Raw genomic sequence first — 22914 nt, 5'->3', positions numbered from 1 at the left:
CAGCGAAAAAGCCCTTTTGCCCAGCAAGGGGGCTTTTCGGCGTGCGGGAATGTGTGGGTTCCCGCGCTACACGTCGGCGTGAAGCCGGGGGAGCGCCTGCACCAGCGTGGCCAGTTCGGGTACCTCCTGGGCGTCGGCGAGGGCCCGTTCCAGGGTGGCGTCGTGCACGGGCTTGGACTCCTCCAGCAGCTTGACGCCGCTCGCCGTGAGTTCGGTGTAGATACCCCGCCGGTCGTCTGCGCACAGGATCCGGGTGAGGAGGCCACGGTCCTCGAGCCGGTTCACCAGGCGCGTAGTGGCGCTGGCACTGAGAGCAGTGGCCCGCGCCAGCTGCTGCATCCGCATGTGCCACCCGTCCTGCCTGCTGAGGGCATCCAGCACCGTGTATTCCACCACCGAAAGTTTCGACACGGCCTGCAGTGAGCGTTCGAGTTCGCCTTCGATGAGGCCATGCAGGGCGGCCAGGGTGCGCCATCCCTGCGCGCGGACCTCTACGGCGTCGTCCTTGATGCCCATAGCGAAGTGCTCCTTTGAGTGGTCTGAAACATGTGCTGCGCCCCCTCGGGTATTGCAAGCGCCTAGTAGTTGCTTGCGCGGCATAGTTGCGTGTGCAACAATAAATACCGCGCCTGCAACTAATAGTCTACGCGCGTCATCTTCCCCAGTACATTTTCCAAAGGAGCATCACCATGCCCATCGGCCTCATAGCCCTAGCCCTCGGTGGGTTCGGCATCGGACTCACCGAGTTCGTCATTATGGGCCTGTTGCCCGAAGTTGCCGCCGATTTCCAGGTCACGGAGGCTACGGCGGGGTGGCTCATTTCCGGCTACGCCCTGGCAGTGGTGGTGGGTGCCCTGCTGCTGACAGCGGCAGTGACCCGCTTCGAACGCAAGCCCGTGCTCGCCATCCTGCTGGTTCTGTTTATCGCGGGAAACCTGATCTCGGCCATCGCCCCCGGCTACGGGATGATGATGGTGGGCCGGGTTATTGCCGCCCTGGCCCATGGTGCCTTCTTCGGCATCGGTGCCGTAGTTGCGGCGGACATGGTTGCCCCTACCAAAAAAGCCGGCGCCATAGCCATTATGTTCACCGGCCTGACCGCCGCCAACGTCCTGGGCGTACCCTTGGGAACCATGCTGGGGCAGGCGGCAGGCTGGCGCTCCACATTCTGGGCCATTACGGTCATCGGCGCCGTCGCCCTCGCGGGCATCCTTACCCTCGTGCCCAATACGGGCCGCGGCGAAGGCGCTCCCGGAGGCCTTCGACGTGAACTGCGCGCTTTCCGCTCCGGCCAGGTCTGGCTGTCCATCCTGGTCACCATCCTGGGCTACGGCGGCATGTTCGGAGCCTTCACCTACATCGCCTTTACCCTTACGGAGGTCTCCGGCTTTGCAGCGTCAACCGTGCCCTGGCTGCTTATTGTCTTCGGCGTGGGGCTTTTCGTCGGCAACACGTTCGGCGGGAAGGCTGCGGACCGGAATGTGGACCGGACGCTGATGGTGGTGCTCGCAATCCTGGTGGTTGTCCTGGTCGTCTTTGCCCTGACAGCGGGCAACCAGGTACTCACGGTCGCTTCACTCGTCCTGATGGGCGGGTTCGGGTTCGCCACCGTTCCCGGCCTGCAGATGCGGGTCATGAAGTATGCCAGCAGCGCTCCGACCCTGGCGTCCGGTGCCAACATCGGTGCGTTCAACGTCGGCAATGCCCTGGGTGCCTGGCTCGGCGGTGTCACCATCACCGCGGGACTTGGCTACACCTCGCCCATCTGGGCGGGCGCCGGAATTACCCTGCTGGGCCTTGTGGTCATGGCGTTCGCCGCCTCGGCAGCCAAGCGCAACAGCGCGCTAAGCGCCGGGGCTGCTGGACCGGCGGACCACCAGCACGGGGTCGAGTTTGCGGGTCAGGCCCGGTCCTGATGAGCCGGCAATCCGGTCCAGCATGGCCTGTGCAGCCTCCCGGCCCAGTTGCCCGGCATGCTGGTCGATGGACGTAAGCCCTATCAGTGGTGAGGCTGCCACCTCGATGTTGTCGCAGCCCACAATGGCCACGTCGCCCGGAACGGACAAGCCATGCGCCGCCAGCGCTTCCATGATGCCGATGGCGGTGAGGTCGTTGTGGGCGAAGATTGCCGTTGGCAGTGTGGCGCCGGAGGCCAGGAATTTCTCCATTACCTCCCGTCCGCCGCGCTCGGTCATGTCGCTGTGGACCAGCATCGGCTCGAGGCCGAACTGCTCCATTGCGTGGAGGTAGCCCTCCCTGCGTGCTGTGTAGGGGAGCCAGTCCGAGATGTCCACGTGCGCAATCCGCCGGTGCCCCAGGCGGTGGAGGTGCTCCACGGCGAGTGCTCCTGAACGGAAGTCGTCGGTGAGGACCGAATCAACGCCGTCGGCCTCCAACTGCCGGGTGATGACGACGGCGGGTGTCCCGCGGAGTGCCGCTGCCAGTTCGGCGGAGGAACCGGTATAGCCGGCGAGGATAACACCGTCCACCCGAAGGTCCACGAAGGACCGGACGGCTTCGAGTTCAGTACGGGGATCAGCGGAGCCGACGGCGACCATCACCTGGTTGCCGCTGCCTGCGATTCCCTCGCTGATGCCGTCATAGATGTCCGCGAAGACCGAGTTGTGGAGGTCAAGGAACAGCACCCCCAGGGTCTTGGTGCGGTGGCTGGCCAGGCGGCTGGCCAGCCTGTTGGGCGAGTAACCCAGCGCGGCTGCGGTTTCCAGCACCGCAGTCCGCTTGGCGGGGGACACCTTGGGCGACTCGCGCATGACCAACGACACCAAGGCGCGGCTTACGCCTGCTTTACGGGCCACATCTTCCATGGTGACGGACCGGTTAACGACTGGAGTCTGCTTCACAACACTCACTATGCCACTGCTGGTCACGCCTCAGGCGGGCCCTACGCGCCGAACGGCAGCCGGGGATCGATGTCCTGGCCGTCCCAGCTCTGGCGGACCCAGCCGTGGTGGGGGTCGTCGCTGATCAGCCATTCGCGGACCGGGCCCGGACCGGCCATCACGTTCAGGTAGTAGAGGTCGTAGCCGGGTGCCGCCATTGCCGGGCCGTGCCAGCCGTAGGGAACCAGGACAACGTCGCCCGTGCGGACCTCCGCGGAGACGTCGATGGGCCGCTCGTCGGAAGCGTAGACGCGCTGGTAGCCGATGGCGTCGGCGCCGGCCGGGGCGGCGGAGCCGGTTGCCACCCTTGTCTCGAAGTAGTAGATCTCCTCGAGGTGGGTCTCGCCGTCCTTCTCTTCGTCGTGCTTGTGCGGAGGGTAGGAGGACCAGTTGCCGGCCGGAGTGAGGACCTCGCACACGATGAACCGGTCCGCTTCCAGCGCAGCAGGGGTACCGAAATTGTGGACCTGGCGGGAGCAGTTGCCGGCCCCGCGCAGTTCCACCGGCGTTTCGGCCGCCGTCACCAGCCGCGTGGGGTACGAGGCGTTGGCCGGGGCGGTCGCAACGGCAACCCGGCCGCCGTCGGCAGAGCTGATGGTGAGGCCGCGCCCCGTCCCTGAGTAGAGGACGTCGCTGGGCCCGCGGAATACCGACGGGCGGCCGTTCAGGCGGTATTCCGTGCCGTCAACGGTGACGGTGAAGGATCCGCTGAGCGGCACAACAATGCGCTCCTCGTCTGCGGCGGGAAGGACGACGCCGGCCCCCGCAGTCAGGGTGGCGACCTTCAGTCCAGTGTGTGACCACCCCTCCACGGTGAGGGAGGAGTCGGACGCACCAATCGAGACGTCCCATTTGCCGTCAGTGGCGGTGCCGAGCGGGTAAACCCAGTTGGTCATGGAGGTGGCTCCTTGTATTAGCGCTGTACGAGTGTCATTTCAAAGCTGTAGGAATCCGCCCGGTACACGTGGTGCCCGGTTTCGACGCGGTGGCCGGTGTCGTCCGTGGCCGTGCGTTCCATGGTGACCAGGGCGGACCCGGCCCCGGTGTCGAGCATGGAGGCCTGGTAGTCGTTGGCGATCATTGCGCCAATGCGCTGGTTGGCTAACCGGAAGTTAATCCCGCCCCGGCGAAGGATTGCGTACAGGCCTTCGGCGGCGAGCATGGCCTCGTCCATGGCGGCGATATCGTCCCGCACCCAGTTCTCCATGAGTGCCAGCGGTTTGCCGCCCACCTTGCGCAGGCGGGTGAAGTGGTAGACCTTGGAGCCGGCAGGAAGCTGGAGGGTGGCGAGGGTGGGATCGTCAGCCTCCACGTGGGAGAAGCTCAGCACCTCGGTGGTGGGCTTCTTGCCGTTGTTGGTGAGGTCGTCGTAAAGGCTGGAAAGCTCCAGCGGACGGCGAACCTGGCTCGATACCACCTGGGTACCCACGCCGCGTTTGCGCACCAGGAGGCCGGACCTTACCAGCTCATCCATGGCCTTGCGCATTGTGGGGCGGGAAAGGTTCAACTGGGCCGCGAGGTCGATCTCGTTGTCCAGCCGGCTCCCCGGTTCCAGGACGCCACTGTAGATCGCGGCTTCGATACCCTGCACCACCTGGTGATACAGGGGGACAGGGGAAGACCGGTCGATGCTGAGCCCCAGGTTGTTCGCCACGTTACGTTCCTGTTCCTTGGTTTGCAGCTCCCGGCCTGATCGGGGGACGGACGCGCACGGCCGCTTCGCGGCTATATGTTCGCTTGATAGGACATAGTTTCCTCCTTGATCGTAGCAGGCCGGATTGGCGGGTCAAGGGGCTTCGCGGCCACCAGCCGGCGCATCCAACCACCGGCAATTGTTCTGACATTAGGACTTTTACTTGACGTGCCGAATTAGAGCGCTCTAAAGTAGGTGGCACGCATCACATTCCTGGCCGGGCACTCCGACCCCTTAGAGAATTTGAGAGGCAACAATGCAGTTGCAGAAACAATCCACTGGCGCCCCTGGCACCAAAAGCCGAGGTTACCTCGCCCGGCTTACTGTGATTTCCACCCTCGGCGGGCTGCTCTTCGGCTACGACACCGGCGTCATCTCCGGCGCGCTTCTCTATATGAACGACTCACTGAACATGAATTCGGTCGAGGAAGCCACTGTGGTCAGTGCGCTGCTGTTTCCGGGTGCCGCTGTAGGCGCCCTCACTGGCGGCCGCATGGCGGACAAACTTGGACGCCGCGGCTCCTTGCTGATCTGCGCCCTGCTGTTCCTGTTCGGCGCCATCGGCTGCGCCATCGCCCCCAACGTCTCCTTTATGATCGCCGCCCGCATCCTGCTGGGCCTCGGTGTGGGTGCTGCTGCCGTCACATGCCCCCTGTATCTCGCGGAGATGGCGCCCGCCCACCTCCGCGGACGCATGGTGACCATCAACGAGCTCATGATCGTCACTGGCCAGATGCTCGCCTTCGCCATCAACGCCTTGCTTGACGCCCTCATCCAGGACACGGAGGTATGGCGCACCATGCTGGGCATCGCGTCCCTGCCTGCACTCGCACTGCTCGCCGGCATGCTGCTGCTGCCCGAGTCCCCCCGCTGGTACGCCATCCGTGGTCGGCTTGAGGACAGCCGCCGCGTCCTGAACCTGAGCCGCAACCCGCAGGAAGCCGCCGCTGAATTCGAAGAGATCGCTCGGGCAGCACAGACAGCCAAGAAGGAACGCGGCCACGCATGGCGGGACCTCCGAGACAACCCCTGGATGCGCCGGCTCCTCTGGATTGGCATCGGCCTGGCCACTGTGCAACAAGCCACCGGTATCAACACCGTGAACTACTACGCCCCCACTATCCTTGAAAACAGCGGCCTGGGAGTGAGCGCATCCCTCGTCGCCACCATCGGTGTCGGTGTGACGTCAGTACTGATGACCATCCTTGGCATCTGGCTGCTCGGCTTCATCGGGCGCCGGAAAATGCTGGTTATCGGCTTCTCCGGGGTGGTCGGATCGCAGGCCCTGCTTGCTGTCGTCTTCCTGCTTCCCCAGTCCGATCTGGCCAGTTACACCATCCTTGCCGCCATGATGCTGTTCGTTGCGTTCGTCCAGTGCTTCATCGGCACCTGCGTCTGGCTGCTCCTCTCGGAGATGTTCCCGCTGGCCATCCGCGGCTTCGCCATGGGAATCGCCGTTTTCGTTCTGTGGACGGTCAACGCCGCGATTTCCTTCCTGTTCCCGATCGTCGTCGAGGCCCTGGGATCCACGGGCACGTTCGGCCTCTTCGTCCTGGTCAACGCGGGCTCCCTCTTCTTCGTCACCAAGTTCGTTCCGGAGACCAAGGGCCACTCGCTCGAGGATCTCGAAACGCACTTCCGTGAGGGCGTAGCCCCGGCACGCGTCTAGCCCGCGCCAACCAACGCGGGGTCAGATCCCGCCCAATCCGGACTCCCGGATGGGCGGGATCTGACCCCGCGTTGCTGGTGTCCCGTGGCCTACGCTGGGTGAATGAGCAGCAGAGGGCGGCGGCGCCAGTGAACCTCTCCGGGAACCTCGGTCCCAGCCCGCGCAGCCTCGAGGTGGACAGCCTCGCCACCTTCGACCGCCTCCTGCTCACGGCGCGTGGGGTAGATCTGGACGGCTGGCACGCCCAATCGCTGGACCTTCGCGGACGGGCCCCCGCCCTGGAGCAGGTCAACGTTGAAGGCGCGATCTTCCTCGGCTGCACCTTTGACGACGGGATCGAGGACACCCTCCGACGCCGGGGCGCCCTGATCTTCCCGCGCCTCGAATCCGTTCCCTTCAACCCCTACCGGGCCGGCTTGTATTCGCCCGCCGAGCTCTACGCCGGCCTCGCGGATAGCCCGTACGAACAACTGCCGGACGCACGCATCTACCAGTGGAGCATCCAACCGGGGCAACGGCACCGGCTGGACGCCACTCTCGCCTCAGCGCTGCACGACCACGCCATCGGCGACGCGTTGGAAGAAGCAATCCATTCCGGGCCCTTCTCCAACCGGTCCGTGGTGGGCGTCATGGGCGGGCATGCAGCCGGGCGGGGGAGTGCCGATTATGCCCAGGCAGCATGGTTGGGCAGGTTGCTTGCCCGTGACGGGCATGTCGTGGCAACCGGCGGGGGGCCCGGGGCGATGGAGGCAGCGAACCTGGGCGCGTACCTGAGCCAGGCGGACGACGGCGGGCTGCAGGCTGCGCTGGCAGGGCTCGGCTCCGTCCCGGGGTTCCGTCCCTCGGTGTCCGCGTGGGCGCGGGCGGCGGCTGCCGTCGTCGAACGCCACCCGGACGGAACTCCATCGCTGGGCATCCCCACCTGGTTCTATGGCCATGAACCACCCAACTACTTCGCCACGCATATCGCCAAATACTTCGCCAACGCGGTTCGCGAAGCGATCCTGCTCGAGCTCTGCCAAGGGGGCATTGTCTTCCTGCCCGGAGCTGCAGGCACAGTCCAGGAGATCTTCCAGGATGCGTGTGAAAACTACTACGCCGCCCGCGAAAAAATCACGCCCATGGTGCTGGTGGGCAGGCACCACTGGGAGCACCAGTATCCGGCGTGGCCGATGCTCCGCAGCCTGGCCGCGGGCAGGGACATGGAACACCGGATCTTCCTGGTGGACACGGTTGACGAAGCGGTGGCAGTCCTGCGGGGCTAACCCGGATGGCCGGCGGCGCGGCTGCTCAGAGGTCCTTGCGGCACTGCGCTTTGCTCAATTCGTACAAGCCGTTGAGGTCGCCGGTGGAAAGACCCTCGGGGGTGCCGATCTCCGGGTACATCAGTTGGGTGGGGTCCTCCACATGGTCAAGCCCCATTACATGGCTGAGCTCGTGCAGGATCACCGCCGTGGCGTAGAGGCGGCCGTCGGGATTCAGTAGTTCATCGGCTATCTGTGGTGCGTCGAGGTCCAGGCCCCCGGTCACAAAGGTCTTGGGACCGTCGTCGTAACCGTAGTGGGTGCTGCCGCCGGTGCCGATCACTTTGCCCTTCAGCTGCGGCGCAACGTCCGGGGTGGTCCAGGCGATGAGCAGCGGAGCCCAGCGCTCGCCGTAGGCATCGGGCTGATAGGGCGGCCGCTGGGGCGACGGCAGTTCGGTGGTGGTGCCGTCGTAGACGAAAATGATGCCGGTGGCAGCGGAAATAGTTGTGATCGCTTCCGACACCAGGTGCTCGGACCCCGCCGGCGCCAGCTCATTGTTGATGACATAGTGCAGCGGCCGGCACGGGGAGTACCCCACCGGGCTGCCATCGCCGTTAACGGCCAGGAAGCGGTAGGAATCACTGCCCGCGGCTGGTGGCACGGGTGCGCCCAGGGGAGCCGGCTCTTCCCCGACTCCCGCCGGCGGTGCTCCCGTCCGGGCCTCCGCCGCGGGTTGTCCTCCGGATTCTCTGGCGGTCCCGGCCCGGGGCACGCCGCCCTCTGGCTGGCCGGGGCCCAGGCGGACATCGAGGAAATCCTTGAACCGGGGATCGTCCAGCACCAGAGCTGCTCCCAGCAATGCTGCGGAGAACAGGGCACCCGTCAGTACGAATCGAAGGGCCCTGGCGCTGCCTCCAGTGCGCGCCCGCCTCCCGGCATGGCGTGGCGGCTGCTGCCCGTCCATTACTGCCCCCAATATCTCTGCCGCGCCCGTTCGCTGCCGCGGGCCTGTTGCGGGCGAACCTGATGCCAGAGAACTTTACTGCCAGTGAGCTGCAGTGCTAGTGGATAACGGTGCCGAAGACCAGCCCGAGCAGGTATGTGACAGCAGCAGCGCCCAGCCCGATGGCGAGCTGCCGCAGGCCGCGGGTCAGCGGTGATGTGCCGGAAAGCAGGCCCACAATGCCACCGGTGACCAGCAGGGCGAGGCCCACGAGTACACCTGCCACCACCAGCGCAGCTACACCGGTCATGCCGAACAGGAACGGCAGGATGGGGATGATGGCCCCGGAAGCGAAGAAACAGAAACTGGACAGCGCCGCGCCCCACGCTGTGCCTACGGCTTCGTGCTGGTCCTCGGCCTCCGGAAGTTCCGGCTGCAGGGACAGGCTTGGGTCGCAGTCACAGGACAGGAGGCCCATGCGTTCGGCAACACGGTGCTGCGCCGCTTCCTGGGACATGCCCCTGGCCAGGTAGACGAGCAGCAGTTCGTTGTGCTCGATGTCCAGTTTGGGGGCCGCGGCCAGGGTGACCTGGGTGGGGCGTGTGGCTGCGAGGAGTTCACGCTGGGAGCGGACCGAGATAAACTCTCCGGCTCCCATGGACATGGCGCCTGCGAGCAGCCCGGCGATGCCGCTGAGCAGCACCACACTGCTGGCCACGCCGGACGCCGCCATACCCATCACCAGGGAAAGATTGCTGACCAAACCGTCGTTGGCGCCGAAGACGGCGGCGCGGAAGGTCCCGGCGAGGCGGTTGCGCCCGCGTGTGGCCAGTCCGCGGACCACTTCCTCGTGGATCTGCTCGTCGGCAGCCATCGCATCCGTTGCGTTGGGGTCCTTGGCGTAGGGGGAGCGGCCTTCTGCGCGCTGGGCGAGGGCAAGGACGAACACGGATCCGAAGTGCCGCGCCAGGAAACCGAGCAGCTGGCTGCGCATCGACGCCGGGCGGGGTTTGCCCGCGTGGTCGCCGAGGAGGCCCAGCCAGTGGGCTTCGTGCCGTCCCTCTGCTTCGGCAAGGGCGAGCAGGATGTCACGTTCCTCGCCCTGCCGGCTCTGGGCCAGGTCCCGGTAGACAGCAGCCTCCGCACGTTCATCCGCCAGGTACTGGCGCCAGCGCCGGATGTCGGTGGACGTGGGCGGGGGTGCCGTTCGGCCTGCGGGTCCGGACGGGCTTGCGGGTGTCGGCGGGCCGGCGGTCTCGGGTCCGGACGTGCCGGCTGCCGCGGGGCCGGAGTCCGAGGGAGGAGGCTCTGGCGGGGCGGCACGGTGGTGGTGTGGTTCGGCGTGTTGGGACACGAAAACTCCTGGGCTGGATGGGGCATGGTTCGGCCCCATTGCCCCGCCAGCTTACCGCGGAAATCCGCGGGTTTTCGGCTGGCTTCCCTTACGCGGGAGTTTCGGTGTCCCTCAAAAATGGCCGGTTTTCGGTGGCCCTCAAGCTCCGGCGTTGACCCTTGACCGGGGGCACGCGGCGGTGCTGTGATGAAAGTGTGGCGCCCGCCAGCGCCCACAGGAAAGAGCACGTCAGCGGCGAACAAACGGAGGTTGCACAATGAACACCACCGGACAGCACCCGGACATGCCCCACCTTGATTCGGTAGAAGCCGATCCCGCTTACGACTATGCCGAGGATGTGCCCGTCAGTGAAGAAGACTGGGACACCGAGGACGAATTCCTGGACGCGGAGGAGCCCGTAGTCCAGGCGCCGCCTGTCGTCATCGACGCGGAGGAACGCGTAGTCCCGCTTGATGACGACGAGTTCCGCGAATCCCAATAGAACGTACGACTGCGGCACCTGCCTTCGCTGATATGCGAAAGGAGGTGCCGCCGTCGTGCGTGCCGGAAAGGTGCCGTTAGGGGGCGGACACTGCTTCCGCTGACGACTCCCGGGTGTCCTGCCCGGCAACCCGGCGCTGCCAGTTCCGCATCACCTGCGGGTCGGTGGGCTTGGTCAGCAGGGAAACCGCGACGTACACCACGGCGGATGCGAGCAGGCCGTAGTAGATGGGCTCGTTGGCGTAGATCCCGTCCAGCGGCGCCTTCGCATTGATTTCCAGGACAATCATGGTGCCCAGGGTGACCACTGAGCCCACGGCCATGGAAGCGGCGGCGGCGATGCCGGTGCCACGCTTCCAGACAAGGCCGCCGAGAATGGCCACCAGGAGGCCGCCCACCAGGATGTCGTAGGCGATGGTCAGGGCCGCAACCACGTCCTTGGTGATGATGGCGATCGCGATGGCAATGAGCCCCAGGGCCAGGACCCAGATGCGGTTGGCCTTGACGTCGTGCTCGGGGTCGTCCGTGTCCCCGGTGTTGATGTCCTTGCCGAACCAGCTGGCCACAAACGGCAGGACGTCGGCGCGGGCCACCGTTGCCGCGGCGATGAGTGCCCCTGATGCCGTGGACATCATGGCTGCCACGGCTGCTGCGAGGACCAGGCCGCCGATTCCGATGGGCAGGAGGGTCTGGGCAACCTCGGCATAAACGTCATCCTTGGCGGCGATCTCGATATTGGTCAGCGCCACGCTGGCGGCCATGCCGATCAGCGCGCCGGCAACACCGTAAAGGATGCAGTAGATGCCGGCAGTGGCGCCGCCCCACCGTGCCACCTTGGCCGTCTTGGCCGTAAAGACGCGCTGCCAGATGTCCTGGCCGATCAGCAGGCCCAGGGTGTAGACCACGAAGTAGGTGATGATGGTCTGCAGGCCGATGCCGTCGATCTGGAAGAAGCTCTCATCCACCCGGCTGCGGATGCCGTCGATGCCGCCCGCGGCGTTGAGGGTGAAGGGGAGCATCAGGAAGAAGATGCCGACAGTTTTGATGATGAACTGGACCTGGTCAGCCAGGGTGATGGACCACATTCCGCCGATGGTGGAGTAGATCAGGACGATCGCGCCGCCGACGCCGATGGCCAGCGCGCGGTCCCAGTCGAAGAGCACCACAAAGATGGTGGCGTAGGCGCCGGTGGACGTGGCGCAGAGCATCAGTGTGTAGGCGAGCATCACGATGCCCGAAGCCTCGGTGGCCCGGCTGCCGTAGCGCAGCGTGAGCATCTGGGAGACCGTGTAGATCTTCAGCTTCTGGATGGTCCCGGCGAAGAGCAGGCTCAGGAGCAGGACGCCGGCGCCGATGGCGACCACCAGCCACATGCCGGAGATGCCGAACTTGTAGCCGAGGCCTACTCCGCCGACGGTGGAGGCACCGCCCAGGACGACGGCGGCCATGGTGCCGGTGTAAAGGAAGGGGCCAAGGCGACGGCCGGCGACCAGGAAGTCACTGTTGTTCTTGGTGCGGGACTTCCCCCACCAGCCGAATGCCAGCATTGCGAGAAGGTACACCACCACAATGGCGATGTTGATGACATTTGCGTCCACGTCGGACTCCTTGGAGCTGTTGGCAGCCGGGGTGGTCACCGGAAAGGGAAGGCCGGGAACCGCTGCACGAGGATGAGTGTGAGAGTCGATTCTCAAATATTGCCCTATAGGCAACAGGTGTTTTCCAAAGCGTAGGCTGTGACCGTGGTAACAGTCAAGGGGATGTTGGTGGAGGTAGCCGCACCTGAATTGCAGCCGTCACAGAAGCTGCTGGCCATTAGTATTGCTCCAGAGTGGGGCCGGGCGGCCGGCCATGAAAGGTACGCAGATGAAGGCACTGCCAGTTGAGCCGAGCAACGTACCTGTTGCCATTGGTTCCCGGATCCGCGCCGCGCGGCAGTCGCAGCGGCTCACCATCGAGCAGGTTGCCGACGCCACCGGGCTCACCAAGGGTTTCCTCAGCCGGGTGGAGCGCGACTTGACGTCCCCGTCCGTGGCCTCGCTCGTGACGCTGTGCCAGGTCCTCTCGATCTCCATCGGAGACCTGTTTGCCGCGCCGGAAACCCACCTCACCAAGCGCAATGACGGGCCTCGGATTTCCCTGGGGGGCCAAGGCATCGTGGAGCGCCTGCTGACGGCCCGTTCGGAGCGGCGCATCCAGATCATCCAGGCCTGCATCGAGCCCCACGGCCGCGGCGAGACCGAGCTCTACGCGGTGGACTGCGATGTGGACGTCCTTCATGTCATTAAGGGCAATATCCGGCTGATCCTCACCAATGAGCAATATGACCTGAGCTCCGGGGACACCGTGACTTTTCCCGGCAGGGAGCCGCACACCTGGGTCAACCCCACGGACCAGCCGGTCGAAGTCCTCTGGGTTCTGGTCCCGGCCGCCAGCCGCTGACCCTTCGGCCTGCCGGGATTTCCCTAATTTCCTGTACTTTGCCGTGGTTGAGTGCGCTCCAAGCTAGGCCACATCGGTAAACATCTGGTGCACATACAGAAACAAGCTGTATGATGGCAGTCACATCAGTCCCTCAACTCCTCGAAGGAGAGGCCTCCATTGGAAGAGCTGCGCATCGAAGCCAACGGCAACCTTGGCCCCATCGATTCATCCCGTATTCCGCGTTACGCCGGGGCTGCCACGTACGCCCGGCTTCCGCGCCTGGACCAGGTGGAAAAGGCCGATGTCACGGTGGTGGGCGTTCCCTTCGACTCCGGCGTCTCCTACCGCCCTGGAGCCCGCTTCGGCGCCAACCACGTCCGTGAGGCAAGCCGGCTGCTGCGCCCGTACAACCCTGCCTGGGACGTCAGCCCGTTCGAAAATGTCCAGGTGGCCGACGCCGGGGACATGGCGGTCAATCCGTTCAACATCAACGAAGCCATCGAGACCATCCAGCAGAACGCGCTGGACCTCACCAGCGGCGGCAGCAAACTCGTGACCCTCGGCGGTGACCACACCATCGCCCTGCCCCTGCTCCGCGCCGCCGCCGAACGTGCCGGCGAGCCGATTGCCATGCTGCACTTCGACGCGCACCTGGACACCTGGGACACCTACTTCGGCGCCGAATACACCCACGGCACGCCGTTCCGCCGCGCCGTCGAGGAGGGCATCCTGGACACTGAGGCCATCAGCCACATCGGCACCCGCGGTCCGCTGTACGGCAAAAAGGATCTCGACGACGACCATCGCTTCGGGTTCGGCATCGTCACCTCCGCGGACGTCTACTACCAGGGCGTCCTGGAAACCGTGGCCAAGGTCCGGGACCGGATCGGCAACCGCCCGCTGTACATCTCGGTGGACATCGACGTCTTGGATCCCGCCCACGCCCCCGGTACCGGCACCCCGGAAGCCGGCGGCATCACCAGCCGCGAGCTGCTGGAAATCATCCGCGGATTCCGCGGGATGAACCTGGTGGGCGCCGACGTCGTCGAGGTTGCCCCCGCCTACGACCACGCCGAAATCACCGGGGTTGCGGCAAGCCACGTTGCCTACGAACTGGTGACCCTGATGGCGGACAACGCCCTTCCCGGAGACCGCTTCGGAACGGAGACGGGCTATGCAGCCCAGGCCCTCGGCCAAGAGGCCCGCAGGCCGGCCGGCTTCGCCGCGGCAGGTAAGGAGCAACGGTGATTGACTTCGATCCGGGTACTGCAGCCCCTACCAAGGGGACGGCTGCGCGCAACGGCGGGGACCTCGTCGTCGAAACCCTTGAGGCGCTGGGCGCCAAGACTGTCTTTGGCATCCCCGGGCAGCATGCCTTGGGGCTCTTCGACGCAATGGGCAGGGGCAACCTGCAGTTCGTCTCCTCGCGGGTGGAGAACAACTCCGCTTTCGCCGCGGACGGATACTCGCGGGCAACGGGGGAGGTAGGGGTCCTCTTCCTTTCCACCGGGCCCGGAGCGTTGACGTCGCTTGCCGGACTCCAGGAAGCGTATGCCACCGGCGTCCCCATGGTGGTGGTTGCCAGCCAGATTCCGCTCGAAGGCCTCGGCGCCCGGCGCAAGGGCATGCTGCACCAGCTCGATGACCAGAAGGCCTCCGCGGCGAACGTCACCAAGAGCCAGCGGCTGATCCAGCACGCGTCGGGTATCCCGTCGGCCATTCAGGATGCGTGGACGGAGGCGATCTCCTCGCCCCAGGGACCTGTTTGGATCGAAATCCCGCAGAACGTCCTGCTCGATCCGATTATGGTGCCGCCGGTGGAGGACGCGCTGGCCGAAGCCGCGGACAACCCGCCCCGGGTGGAGCTGGTCCGCGAAGCGGTGAAATGGCTGCAGGAAGCGAAACGCCCCGCCATCATCGCGGGCGGCGGCACGCGGCGGGGCCGGGCCGAAAAATCCTTGCTCTCGATCGCGGAGAAACTTCGTGCCCCGGTGATCTGCACTCCTGGCGGCAACGGTGCGTTTCCCTGGAACCATGAGCTCTCACTGCAGGCCTGGATCGAGGACCGCTACATGACAGATGTGCTGGAGGAAGCGGACGTACTGGTGGTGATCGGGTCGTCCCTGGGCGAGGTCACCTCCAACTACTTCACGTTTGAACCGCGCGGACGAATCATCCAGATCGACGCCGAACCCCGGGTCCTCGAATCCAACCGCCCGGGCCTGGGCATCCGGGCCGACGCCAGCCAGGCGCTGGCGGCCCTTGACGGGTCACTCCACGCTGTCGAGGCCACACCGAACTGGCACGGCACCTCACCCGAGAACCTGGTGAAGGAATCGCTGGCGAAGGTCCGGGCACGGCTCGAATCCCAGGACCTTGGCAAGGAACTGGCATTTATGGCCGACATCCGCGAGGCCGTCCCGGCGGACATGCAGACCTTCTGGGACATGACCATCTCCGCATATTGGGGCTGGAGTTGCTGGGATGCCCGCGAGGGCCAGTTCCACTCCGCCCAGGGCGCCGGCGGGCTGGGCTACGGCTTCCCGGCCGCGATCGGCGCGGCCGTCGGTTTGGAAACGGTGGGCCAACAGGGCCGGGTCCTCGCGGTCTCCGGTGATGGTTCCTCCATGTACTCCGTTTCGGAACTGGCCACCGCGAAGCAGCACAACGTGCCGGTGACCTGGCTGATTGTGGACGACGGCGGCTACGGCATCCTGCGCGAATACATGGTGGGCGCCTTCGGCAAGGCAACCGCCACCGAACTCGCCCGGCCGGACTTCGTCAAACTCGCCGAAGCATTCGGCGTGCCGGCCACGAAAGTGGCCCCGGAGGATGTGGGGAAAGCCCTGAAGGCGGGGTTCGCTGCGGACGGACCCAACGTCGTCGTGGTTGAAACCCTCCTGAAAATGTTCGCCCCCACCCACCTCCCCGAATAACGCCCCCTGCCCTCGCCAGGCGCAGACAGTAAAAGGCCCCGCCGCACGGTTTCGTGCTGCGGGGCCTTTCTGGCAACCGCTCCGCCTGATGGGGGACAGGCGGAGAAGCTGAAACCAACGTAATGCAAAGCATGCTTACGTTCAAGTTGGGCGGATGCTGTACGCCGCTGTGCCCATTAGTTTCCCAAAGCAACCAAGTTGCGATATAGTTGCTTCAGGCAAACAAGTAGGGAGCGCTGGAGCATGGCAGTAGCACCGGACACGGCAGCGGACCTCGTGTACCAGATCTTCGATCTTCAGCGGGCGGTGCGGTGCATTGCCACCGCCGGCGTGCGCGGGCAGGACACGGGAGTAGCGCTCCAGGGCGTCCTGCGCTTTGTGGGTGAGGGGGAGTCCCGTGCTACCCACCTGGCCGAGCGGCTGGGCGTGAGCGCCCCGGTCCTCAGCCGCCACATCGCGGACCTTGAAGAACATGGCCTGGTGGTCCGCCGGCAGGATCCCGACGACGGCCGTGCCCAGCTGGTTGCCCTGACGCCCCTGGGTGCGGAGAAACTCCGCCGCATCGAAGAGCAACGGACAGCCGTCCTGCAGGACTACCTGCGCGACTGGAGTGAGGAAGACGCAGGCAGCACCGCGAAAACCCTGCACAAGCTCACCGAATCACTTCTGCAATCAGCCCGGGCAAAGGCGGCCGGCACCATCACCACCCACACCCCTTAGGAACCGACTTATGGCAAGCCAGACCGCCGCCCCGACCAAAATATCCACGGCACCCGCGGGGACGCCGCCGGAGATGTCCCACCGCCAGATCATGGAAGCCCTCACCGGGCTCCTCGCCGCATTCTTCACGGCGATCCTCAGCAGCACCATCGTGGCCAACGCGCTGCCCACCATCATGTCCGACCTGCACGGGACGCAGACCGACTTCGCCTGGGTCATCACGGCCGCGCTGCTGGCCAACGCCGCCACCACCCCCATTTGGGGCAAGCTGGCAGACCTCTTCAACAAGAAGGTCCTGGTCCAGCTCAGCATTGTGATTTTCGTGGCCGGCTCCGTCATGGCCGGACTGTCTGAAACCATCCCGCTGCTCCTTGTGGCCCGAGTGGTCCAGGGCGTCGCCATGGGCGGCCTCACCGCCCTGGCCCAAGCCATCATCGGCACCATGATTCCGCCGCGGGACCGCGGCAAGTACTCCGGCTACATGGGTGCAGTGATGGCAGTAGGCACCGCCGGCGGCCCGCTGCTGGGCGGCTTCATCGTGGACAGCCCGCTGGGCTGGCGCTGGACCTTCTTTGTCTGCGTGCCGCTCGCCGTCGTCGCACTCATCCTGCTGCAGGTCACCCTCAAAATCAGCCACGTCCGCCGGCCCGCGAAAATCGACTGGCTCGGCTCCATCCTGCTGACGTCCGGCGTGAGCCTGCTGCTGATCTGGGTCTCCTTCGCCGGCAACCCGGCCTACTACGACTGGATGTCCTGGCAGTCGGCCCTCATGGTGGGCGGCGGCATTGTCCTGCTGGCACTGCTGATCCTGGTGGAATCCAAGGTTGAGCAGCCCATCATCCCGCTCAAGATCATCTCCGAGCGCACCACGGCACTGGCCATCATCGCTTCCGTTGCGGTTGGCGTGGCGATGTTTGGCTCATCCACCTTCCTGGGCCAGTACTTCCAGGTGGCCCGCGGCGCCACCCCCACCGAGGCCGGGCTCCTGACCCTTCCCATGATCGCCGGAAACCTGGCCGGCTCCGTGGCATCGGGCCTGCTGATCAGCCGGACGGGCAAGTGGAAGGGCTACCTGGTTGCCGGTTCCATCCTGCTGATCGGCGGACTCGGGCTGGCCGGCACCATGGACCACACCACGGAACTCTGGCATGCGGGCGTCTTTACCGCGGTGCTGGGCCTGGGCCTGGGCATGCTGATGCAGAACCTCGTCCTGGCGGTGCAGAACACGGTCCGGGCTGCGGACATCGGAACGGCCAGCGCCTCCGTAGCGTTCTTCCGGTCCGTGGGCGGTGCCATCGGCGTCTCGGTTCTCGGCGCCATCCTGGCCAACCGCGTCAGCGAACTTGCCACCTCCGGACTGGCTGCAGCGGGAATCCCGGTACAGGGCGGCTCGGCCGGCTCCAGTATGGACCTGGCGCACATGCCGGAGCCCGTCCGCAAAATCATGCGGGCCGCGTATGGCGACGCCACCGCGGAGGTCTTCCTGATCTCCGCCGCCGTGACCGTCGTCGCCCTGGTCTCGGTGCTGCTGATCAAGGAAAAGCCGCTGCGGCGTACCGTGGACATCCAGCCGTTGCAGGCGGCGGCCCGGGAGAAGGAAGGCACGACGGCGGAGCCCGCCTCCGCTGCCCGGTAAGCCACCGGCACTACTCCTCCCGGATGATCTTTTGCGGAGCGGTTTCACCCCCGGGAGGAGTTTCGTAGAGTGGGAAGGCTAAGGATGTCAGCCCCGGCTGGTACTACTTAAGCCTCACCACTTCGCCAACTCTTCCTAAGGACCCGTGGGCATGCTCCTCACCCTCATACGGCGGTATTCCAGGCCGTACATGCCATACATTGTGGCCGTCATCGTCTTCCAGTTGGCGTCCACCATCGCTGCGCTGTACCTCCCCAGCCTGAATGCCCAGATCATCGATGAAGGGGTGTCCCGCGGGGACACGGACTTCATATGGCGGACGGGCGGAGTGATGCTCCTCGTCGCCTTCATCCAGGTGGGAACGGCGATCGCCGGCGTCTACTACGGTTCCAAGACGGCCATGGCACTCGGGCGTGACCTCCGGCGGGGGGTGTTCCGCAAAGTCACCAGCTTCTCGGCAAAGGACGTCAACACCTTCGGCGCCCCCACCCTGATCACGCGCGGCACCAATGACGTGCAGCAGGTGCAGATGCTGGTGCTGATGGGGCTGAACTTCATGGTGGCCACCCCCATCATGTGTATCGGCGGCATCATCATGGCCCTGCGTGAGGACATCAACCTGTCGTGGCTGGTCTGGGTCTCCGTGCCCGTCCTGGTGGTGGTGGTGGGTTACCTGGTGGTCCGCCTGATGCCACTCTTCCGCGCCATGCAGAAGAAGATCGACCGCATCAACGGGGTCCTGCGCGAACAGATCATCGGCATCCGGGTTGTCCGTGCCTTTGTCCGCGAACCCTACGAAACTGAGCGGTTCGGCGAAGCCAACAAGGACCTGACGGACGTATCCCTGAAGATCGGCGCCCTGTTTGTCCTGATGTTCCCGGCCATCGGCATGATCCTGCACCTGTCCACCGCCGCCGTGCTGTGGTTCGGCGGCCAGCGCGTGGATTCAGGCGAGATGCAGGTTGGCGCCCTGACCGCATTCCTCCAGTACCTGCTGCAGATCCTCGTGGCCGTCATGATGGGCACGTTCATGGCCATGATGATCCCGCGTGCCTCCGTGTGTGCCGACCGCATCGGCGAGGTGCTCGACGTCGAACCCTCCATCCACGATCCCGAACGGCCCGAGACTCCGGCTGCACTGGCCGGCGTGGTGGAGTACCGCAACGTCACGTTCGCGTATCCGGGCGCCGAGTCGCCGGTGCTGAGCAATATCAGCTTCACCGCCCGGCCAGGCGAGACCATCGCCATCATCGGTTCCACGGGTGCAGGAAAAACCTCGCTGTTGTCCCTGCTGCCGCGCCTCTACGACATCGCCGAGGGGGAGGTGCTCCTGGACGGCGTGCCGGTCAGCAACCTGGACCGGGCCGAGATCACCAAGCGCGTGGCACTGGTGCCGCAGCGGCCCTACCTGTTCTCCGGCAGCATCGAACACAACCTCCGCTTTGGAAAGACCGAAGCCACGGACCAGGAACTCTGGGACGCGCTGGAGGTGGCACAGGGCGCCGACTTTGTCCGGGACAAGAAGAATGGTCTGGACTCCCGGATCTCTCAGGGCGGGACCAACGTCTCCGGCGGCCAGCGGCAGCGCCTCTGCATCGCCCGCGCATTGGTCACCAAGCCCCGGGTCTACCTCTTTGACGACTCCTTCTCCGCCCTTGACGTCGCCACAGACGCCCGCCTCCGGGCAGCGCTCAAGCGCACCACCGCGGACGCCACAGTCATCATCGTGGCCCAGCGCATCTCCACCATCACCGAAGCGGACCAGATCCTGGTGCTGGACAACGGCCGCATCGTGGACCGCGGAACACACGAGGAACTCCTGGAAACCTCACCCACTTACCAGGAAATTGTTGAATCCCAGCTGAGCGTGGAGGAAATGGCATGAGCCCCCGCAAGAGAAACTCCACCGACGTGAACGAGTCAGCACCATCCGCGGACCAGGCTGAAGCGGGACTGGTGGAGGACCAGGTGCTTGAGGACGAGGAGTTCTTCGAAGAGGAATACAAGCCCTCCGAAGCCGACGGCGACATGTTCGGCGGCATGCCCGCGAAAAAGGCAGAGCACTTCTGGCCATCCGCCAAGCGGTTGATGGGGCTCCTGAAGCCGGAGGCTGCGGGCATCTACGCCGTGGTGGCAATGGTGGTGGTCGCGGTGGTCCTGAACGTCGTTGCCCCCAAGATCCTGGGCCAGGCCATGGATGTGATCTTTGGCGGTGTGGTTGGCAAGCAACTCCCGGCCGGCGCCAGCAAGGAAGAGTTCGTGGAGGGACTGCGCCAGCAGGGGCAGGACAACTTCGCGGACATGATCGCCAAGATGGAGCTGGTGCCCGGCAGCGGCATCGACTTCCAGAAGCTGTCCTTCCTTATTGCCGTTGTGCTGCTGATGTACTTTGTAGCCAACATCTTCCTGTGGCTGCAGGGCTACATCCTGAACCGCATCGTGATGAAGGTGATCCGCCGGCTCCGCGACGACACGGAAAAGAAGCTCAACCGGCTTCCGCTGAACTACTTCGACACCCGCCAGCGCGGCGACGTCCTCTCCCGGGTGACTAACGACGTCGACAACATCCAGCAGGCGCTGCAGCAGGCCTTTGCGCAGCTGATCAACTCGCTGCTGACGGTCATCGGCATTGTGATCATGATGTTCATCGTGTCCTGGCAGCTGGCCCTTATTGCGTTGGTGGCGCTTCCGCTGTCCGGCGTCGCTGCCGGAATCATCGGCTCGCGCAGCCAGAAGCTTTTTGCCGCCCAATGGAAAAACACCGGTGCATCGAACGGCCAGATCGAGGAGTCGTTCTCCGGCCACGACCTGGTGCGGGTCTTCGGGCGGGACGCAGACATGCTGGAACGGTTCGAGGAACGAAACGAGGCCCTGTACAAGGCAAGCTTCGGGGCCCAGTTCGTGTCCGGCATCATTTTCCCGGTGATGCAGTTCGTGTCCTACCTCAGCTACGTGGGCATCGCCGTGGTGGGCGGACTCCGGGTGGCCTCAGGTTCAATGTCCCTCGGCGATGCCACCGCCTTCATCCAGTACTCCCGCGAGTTCACCCAGCCGCTGGGCCAGATGGCCGGCATGGCCAACATGCTTCAGTCCGGCGTGGCGTCATCCGAGCGTGTTTTCGAATTCCTGGACGCTGAGGAGCAGGACCGCGAAACGGCCACCGAGCACCTTCCGGCCAAGACGGACGGGCACGTTGAGTTCAGGAACGTTACTTTCAGCTACACGGAAGACAAGCAGCTGATCGAAGACCTGTCCTTCAACGCGGAACCGGGACATACCGTGGCCATCGTCGGTCCTACCGGAGCGGGCAAGACTACCCTGGTCAACCTGGTAATGCGCTTTTACGAGCTCAACTCCGGATCCATCACCTTGGACGGGGTGGACATCACCCACCTCAGCAGGTCCGAACTGCGCTCCAAGGTTGGCATGGTGCTCCAGGATGCCTGGCTGTTCGGCGGCTCCATCTACGACAACATCCGCTACGGCAACCTGGACGCCACCGAGGAGCAGGTCATGGCCGCGGCGAAGGCAACCTTCGTGGACCGCTTCGTCCGTGCGCTGCCAGAGGGTTACGACACCGTCATCGACGAGGAAGGCAACAACGTCAGCGCCGGCGAAAAGCAGCTCATCACCATCGCCCGCGCCTTCGTGGCCAACCCGTCGCTGCTGATCCTCGATGAGGCCACCAGCTCCGTGGACACCCGTACCGAACTGCTGGTGCAGAAGGCCATGGCAGCGCTGCGCACGGACCGCACCAGCTTTGTGATCGCCCACCGGCTTTCCACCATCCGCGATGCCGACACCATCCTGGTGATGGAGAACGGCAGGATTGTGGAGCAGGGCAACCACAAGGTCCTCCTGGCTGCGCAGGGTGCCTACCACCGGCTGTACATGTCGCAGTTCGCCGGTGCGGACGCCGGGGAACTGCCGGTGGATGATTCGACGGCGGTGCACAGCTGAGCGCCCAGGAGGCCCCGGTGCAGGAGGACGTCGCGGCGCAGCCGGACGCAGCCGGACAGGAGGATACCCGGCTGAAGCCGCGCGGCGAAGGCGGCCGGCGGATCGAGGTCCTGGTTCCCATGCGGTGGGGCGACATGGACGCCTACGGACACATCAACAACGTGCAGATCGTCCGGATGCTCGAGGAAGCGCGGATCGGGGCGTTCGGACCGCCGCGGGGAGCGGGGTTGCCGGGCCTCGAGCCTCATGTCTCGCTCTTCAATGATGTGCCGGACGGCACCATGGCGCTGGTGGTGGACCACAAGATCCGTTACATCAGGACCCTGGAGTACCGGAACATTCCTGCTGTGGTCCAGGTGTGGATCGGCGCAGTTAAGGGCGCAAGCTTCGATATCCACTACCTGGTCCAGGACCCCGTCACGGGGGAGGACTGCGTGAAGGCCAGCAGCCATCTGGCGTTTGTGGACGAAGCCACAGGCCGGGTGCAGCGCCTCACACCGGAACAAAAGGAGCGGATGGCACCGTTCACCGCCTGAGATGGATGTGCAGCACCTGGCCCGAGCCACCCGTTTGTGCTGGTGCTGGCCACATGACCCGGGCAGCCCGTTGCGCAGGAGCGGGCCGCATCGGAAACTGAAAACCCAACCCAAGGAGGAGCAAGCATGGCCAAGAAGAAGACCTGGACGGAAATGTCGCCCGCGGCAAAGGCAGGCACCATCGCAGCCGGCATCGTGAACCTGTCCCTTCTGGTGGCGGCGCAGCGGGATCTTTCGAAGCGGCCGGCGTCGATGATCAACGGCCCCAAAGCTGCCTGGCGCGCGGCATCGTTCATCAACTTCATCGGGCCGGTGGGTTACTTCACCTTCGGCCGGAAGAAGCCGGGAGCGGTCACGTAGCACCCGGCGGGCAGAGGGGAGCGGGCGGCTCTGAGCACCCGTTCAGCTTCACCCTG

General features: G+C 65.2%; 19 protein-coding genes and 1 pseudogene. 13 read left to right on the top strand and 7 right to left on the bottom strand.

The window, feature by feature from the left end; all coding sequences use genetic code 11:
• Positions 1-66: 66 nt before the first annotated feature.
• Positions 67-516, bottom strand: coding sequence for a MarR family winged helix-turn-helix transcriptional regulator (locus tag ACFVYC_RS14035; protein ID WP_387551001.1), 450 nt, complete (start codon positions 514-516; stop codon positions 67-69).
• 173 nt (positions 517-689) lie between these two features.
• Here ACFVYC_RS14035 and ACFVYC_RS14030 point away from each other — a divergent pair, with 173 nt between their 5' ends.
• The gene (locus tag ACFVYC_RS14030) at positions 690-1916 is read left to right on the top strand and encodes an MFS transporter (RefSeq protein WP_387550998.1); all 1227 of its coding nucleotides are present in this window, start codon (positions 690-692) and stop codon (positions 1914-1916) included.
• Here the strand turns inward: ACFVYC_RS14030 and ACFVYC_RS14025 are convergent.
• From ACFVYC_RS14025 to ACFVYC_RS14015, 3 genes are read right to left on the bottom strand one after another with little or no spacing between them, the layout of a single operon-like run.
• Positions 1845-2861, bottom strand: a complete 1017-nt coding sequence (locus ACFVYC_RS14025; RefSeq protein WP_387550995.1) for a LacI family DNA-binding transcriptional regulator — start codon at positions 2859-2861, stop codon at positions 1845-1847. The genes ACFVYC_RS14030 and ACFVYC_RS14025 overlap by 72 nt on opposite strands.
• 41 nt (positions 2862-2902) lie before the next feature.
• Complete coding sequence (gene iolB / locus ACFVYC_RS14020) at positions 2903-3796, bottom strand: 5-deoxy-glucuronate isomerase (RefSeq protein ID WP_387550992.1); 894 nt, start codon at positions 3794-3796, stop codon at positions 2903-2905.
• 17 nt (positions 3797-3813) lie between these two features.
• Positions 3814-4554: a GntR family transcriptional regulator gene (locus ACFVYC_RS14015; RefSeq protein WP_387550989.1), complete on the bottom strand. Its 741-nt coding sequence runs from the start codon at positions 4552-4554 to the stop codon at positions 3814-3816.
• 295 nt (positions 4555-4849) lie between these two features.
• On the opposite strand from ACFVYC_RS14015, the gene ACFVYC_RS14010 reads away from it, so the two are divergent.
• Both ACFVYC_RS14010 and ACFVYC_RS14005 read left to right on the top strand, forming a co-directional pair.
• Entirely contained in the window at positions 4850-6262 is a 1413-nt protein-coding gene (locus tag ACFVYC_RS14010) for a sugar porter family MFS transporter (protein WP_387550986.1), read from the top strand.
• Positions 6263-6390: 128 nt separating this feature from the next.
• A complete protein-coding gene (locus ACFVYC_RS14005) occupies positions 6391-7527 on the top strand; it encodes an LOG family protein (protein ID WP_387551208.1) in 1137 nt (378 codons plus the stop codon).
• Positions 7528-7552: 25 nt separating this feature from the next.
• On the opposite strand, the gene ACFVYC_RS14000 is transcribed toward ACFVYC_RS14005, so the two are convergent.
• Positions 7553-8473, bottom strand: coding sequence for a matrixin family metalloprotease (locus tag ACFVYC_RS14000; RefSeq protein WP_387550983.1), 921 nt, complete (start codon positions 8471-8473; stop codon positions 7553-7555).
• Positions 8474-8570: 97 nt separating this feature from the next.
• Positions 8571-9806, bottom strand: coding sequence for a VIT1/CCC1 transporter family protein (locus ACFVYC_RS13995; protein ID WP_387550980.1), 1236 nt, complete (start codon positions 9804-9806; stop codon positions 8571-8573).
• Positions 9807-10062: 256 nt separating this feature from the next.
• Here ACFVYC_RS13995 and ACFVYC_RS13990 point away from each other — a divergent pair, with 256 nt between their 5' ends.
• A complete protein-coding gene (locus ACFVYC_RS13990) occupies positions 10063-10287 on the top strand; it encodes a hypothetical protein (protein WP_387550978.1) in 225 nt (74 codons plus the stop codon).
• A gap of 76 nt (positions 10288-10363) precedes the next feature.
• Here ACFVYC_RS13990 and ACFVYC_RS13985 read toward each other — a convergent pair whose 3' ends face one another.
• Entirely contained in the window at positions 10364-11884 is a 1521-nt protein-coding gene (locus ACFVYC_RS13985) for a sodium:solute symporter (protein ID WP_387550975.1), read from the bottom strand.
• Positions 11885-12152: 268 nt separating this feature from the next.
• Between ACFVYC_RS13985 and ACFVYC_RS13980 the strand changes: the two genes are divergently transcribed.
• From ACFVYC_RS13980 to ACFVYC_RS13940, 9 genes and pseudogenes are all read left to right on the top strand, one after another.
• On the top strand, positions 12153-12728 hold the full coding sequence (locus tag ACFVYC_RS13980) for a helix-turn-helix domain-containing protein (protein WP_387550973.1): 576 nt from the start codon (positions 12153-12155) through the stop codon (positions 12726-12728).
• A 159-nt stretch (positions 12729-12887) separates the two neighbouring features.
• Positions 12888-13958 (top strand): agmatinase, encoded by a 1071-nt coding sequence (gene speB / locus ACFVYC_RS13975; protein WP_387550970.1) that lies wholly within the window; start codon positions 12888-12890, stop codon positions 13956-13958.
• A complete protein-coding gene (locus ACFVYC_RS13970; RefSeq protein ID WP_387550967.1) occupies positions 13955-15646 on the top strand; it encodes a thiamine pyrophosphate-binding protein in 1692 nt (563 codons plus the stop codon). The genes speB and ACFVYC_RS13970 overlap by 4 nt, the downstream gene beginning before the upstream one ends.
• 243 nt (positions 15647-15889) lie before the next feature.
• Entirely contained in the window at positions 15890-16366 is a 477-nt protein-coding gene (locus ACFVYC_RS13965; protein WP_387550964.1) for a MarR family winged helix-turn-helix transcriptional regulator, read from the top strand.
• Positions 16367-16439: 73 nt separating this feature from the next.
• Positions 16440-17990: pseudogene (locus tag ACFVYC_RS13960) on the top strand (MFS transporter); the annotation flags it as partial.
• Positions 17991-18153: 163 nt separating this feature from the next.
• On the top strand, positions 18154-19887 hold the full coding sequence (locus tag ACFVYC_RS13955; protein WP_387550961.1) for an ABC transporter ATP-binding protein: 1734 nt from the start codon (positions 18154-18156) through the stop codon (positions 19885-19887).
• Entirely contained in the window at positions 19884-21962 is a 2079-nt protein-coding gene (locus ACFVYC_RS13950) for an ABC transporter ATP-binding protein (RefSeq protein ID WP_387550958.1), read from the top strand. The genes ACFVYC_RS13955 and ACFVYC_RS13950 overlap by 4 nt, the downstream gene beginning before the upstream one ends.
• Before the next feature lie 119 nt (positions 21963-22081).
• Positions 22082-22498 (top strand): acyl-CoA thioesterase, encoded by a 417-nt coding sequence (locus ACFVYC_RS13945; RefSeq protein ID WP_387551205.1) that lies wholly within the window; start codon positions 22082-22084, stop codon positions 22496-22498.
• Between the two features lie 126 nt (positions 22499-22624).
• Complete coding sequence (locus ACFVYC_RS13940) at positions 22625-22858, top strand: PLDc N-terminal domain-containing protein (RefSeq protein ID WP_387550955.1); 234 nt, start codon at positions 22625-22627, stop codon at positions 22856-22858.
• Positions 22859-22914 lie beyond the last annotated feature (56 nt).

This window comes from Pseudarthrobacter sp. NPDC058329, from assembly GCF_042879835.1.
In the GTDB taxonomy this organism is placed as follows: Bacteria; Actinomycetota; Actinomycetes; order Actinomycetales; family Micrococcaceae; genus Arthrobacter.
The sequence above is the reverse complement of the archived record's forward strand: the minus strand, read 5'-3'. Positions and strand labels throughout refer to the sequence as shown.

Bases quoted from the DNA above. Each gene is read 5' to 3' on its own strand.
- ACFVYC_RS14035 (WP_387551001.1), bottom strand. From the start codon at position 516: ATGGGCATCAAGGACGACGCCGTAGAGGTCCGCGCGCAGGGATGGCGC.
- ACFVYC_RS14030 (WP_387550998.1), top strand. From the start codon at position 690: ATGCCCATCGGCCTCATAGCCCTAGCCCTCGGTGGGTTCGGCATCGGA.
- iolB (WP_387550992.1), bottom strand. From the start codon at position 3,796: ATGACCAACTGGGTTTACCCGCTCGGCACCGCCACTGACGGCAAATGG.
- ACFVYC_RS14010 (WP_387550986.1), top strand. From the start codon at position 4,850: ATGCAGTTGCAGAAACAATCCACTGGCGCCCCTGGCACCAAAAGCCGA.
- ACFVYC_RS14000 (WP_387550983.1), bottom strand. From the start codon at position 8,473: ATGGACGGGCAGCAGCCGCCACGCCATGCCGGGAGGCGGGCGCGCACT.
- ACFVYC_RS13990 (WP_387550978.1), top strand. From the start codon at position 10,063: ATGAACACCACCGGACAGCACCCGGACATGCCCCACCTTGATTCGGTA.
- ACFVYC_RS13980 (WP_387550973.1), top strand. From the start codon at position 12,153: ATGAAGGCACTGCCAGTTGAGCCGAGCAACGTACCTGTTGCCATTGGT.
- ACFVYC_RS13965 (WP_387550964.1), top strand. From the start codon at position 15,890: ATGGCAGTAGCACCGGACACGGCAGCGGACCTCGTGTACCAGATCTTC.
- ACFVYC_RS13955 (WP_387550961.1), top strand. From the start codon at position 18,154: ATGCTCCTCACCCTCATACGGCGGTATTCCAGGCCGTACATGCCATAC.
- ACFVYC_RS13950 (WP_387550958.1), top strand. From the start codon at position 19,884: ATGAGCCCCCGCAAGAGAAACTCCACCGACGTGAACGAGTCAGCACCA.
- ACFVYC_RS13945 (WP_387551205.1), top strand. From the start codon at position 22,082: ATGCGGTGGGGCGACATGGACGCCTACGGACACATCAACAACGTGCAG.
- ACFVYC_RS13940 (WP_387550955.1), top strand. From the start codon at position 22,625: ATGGCCAAGAAGAAGACCTGGACGGAAATGTCGCCCGCGGCAAAGGCA.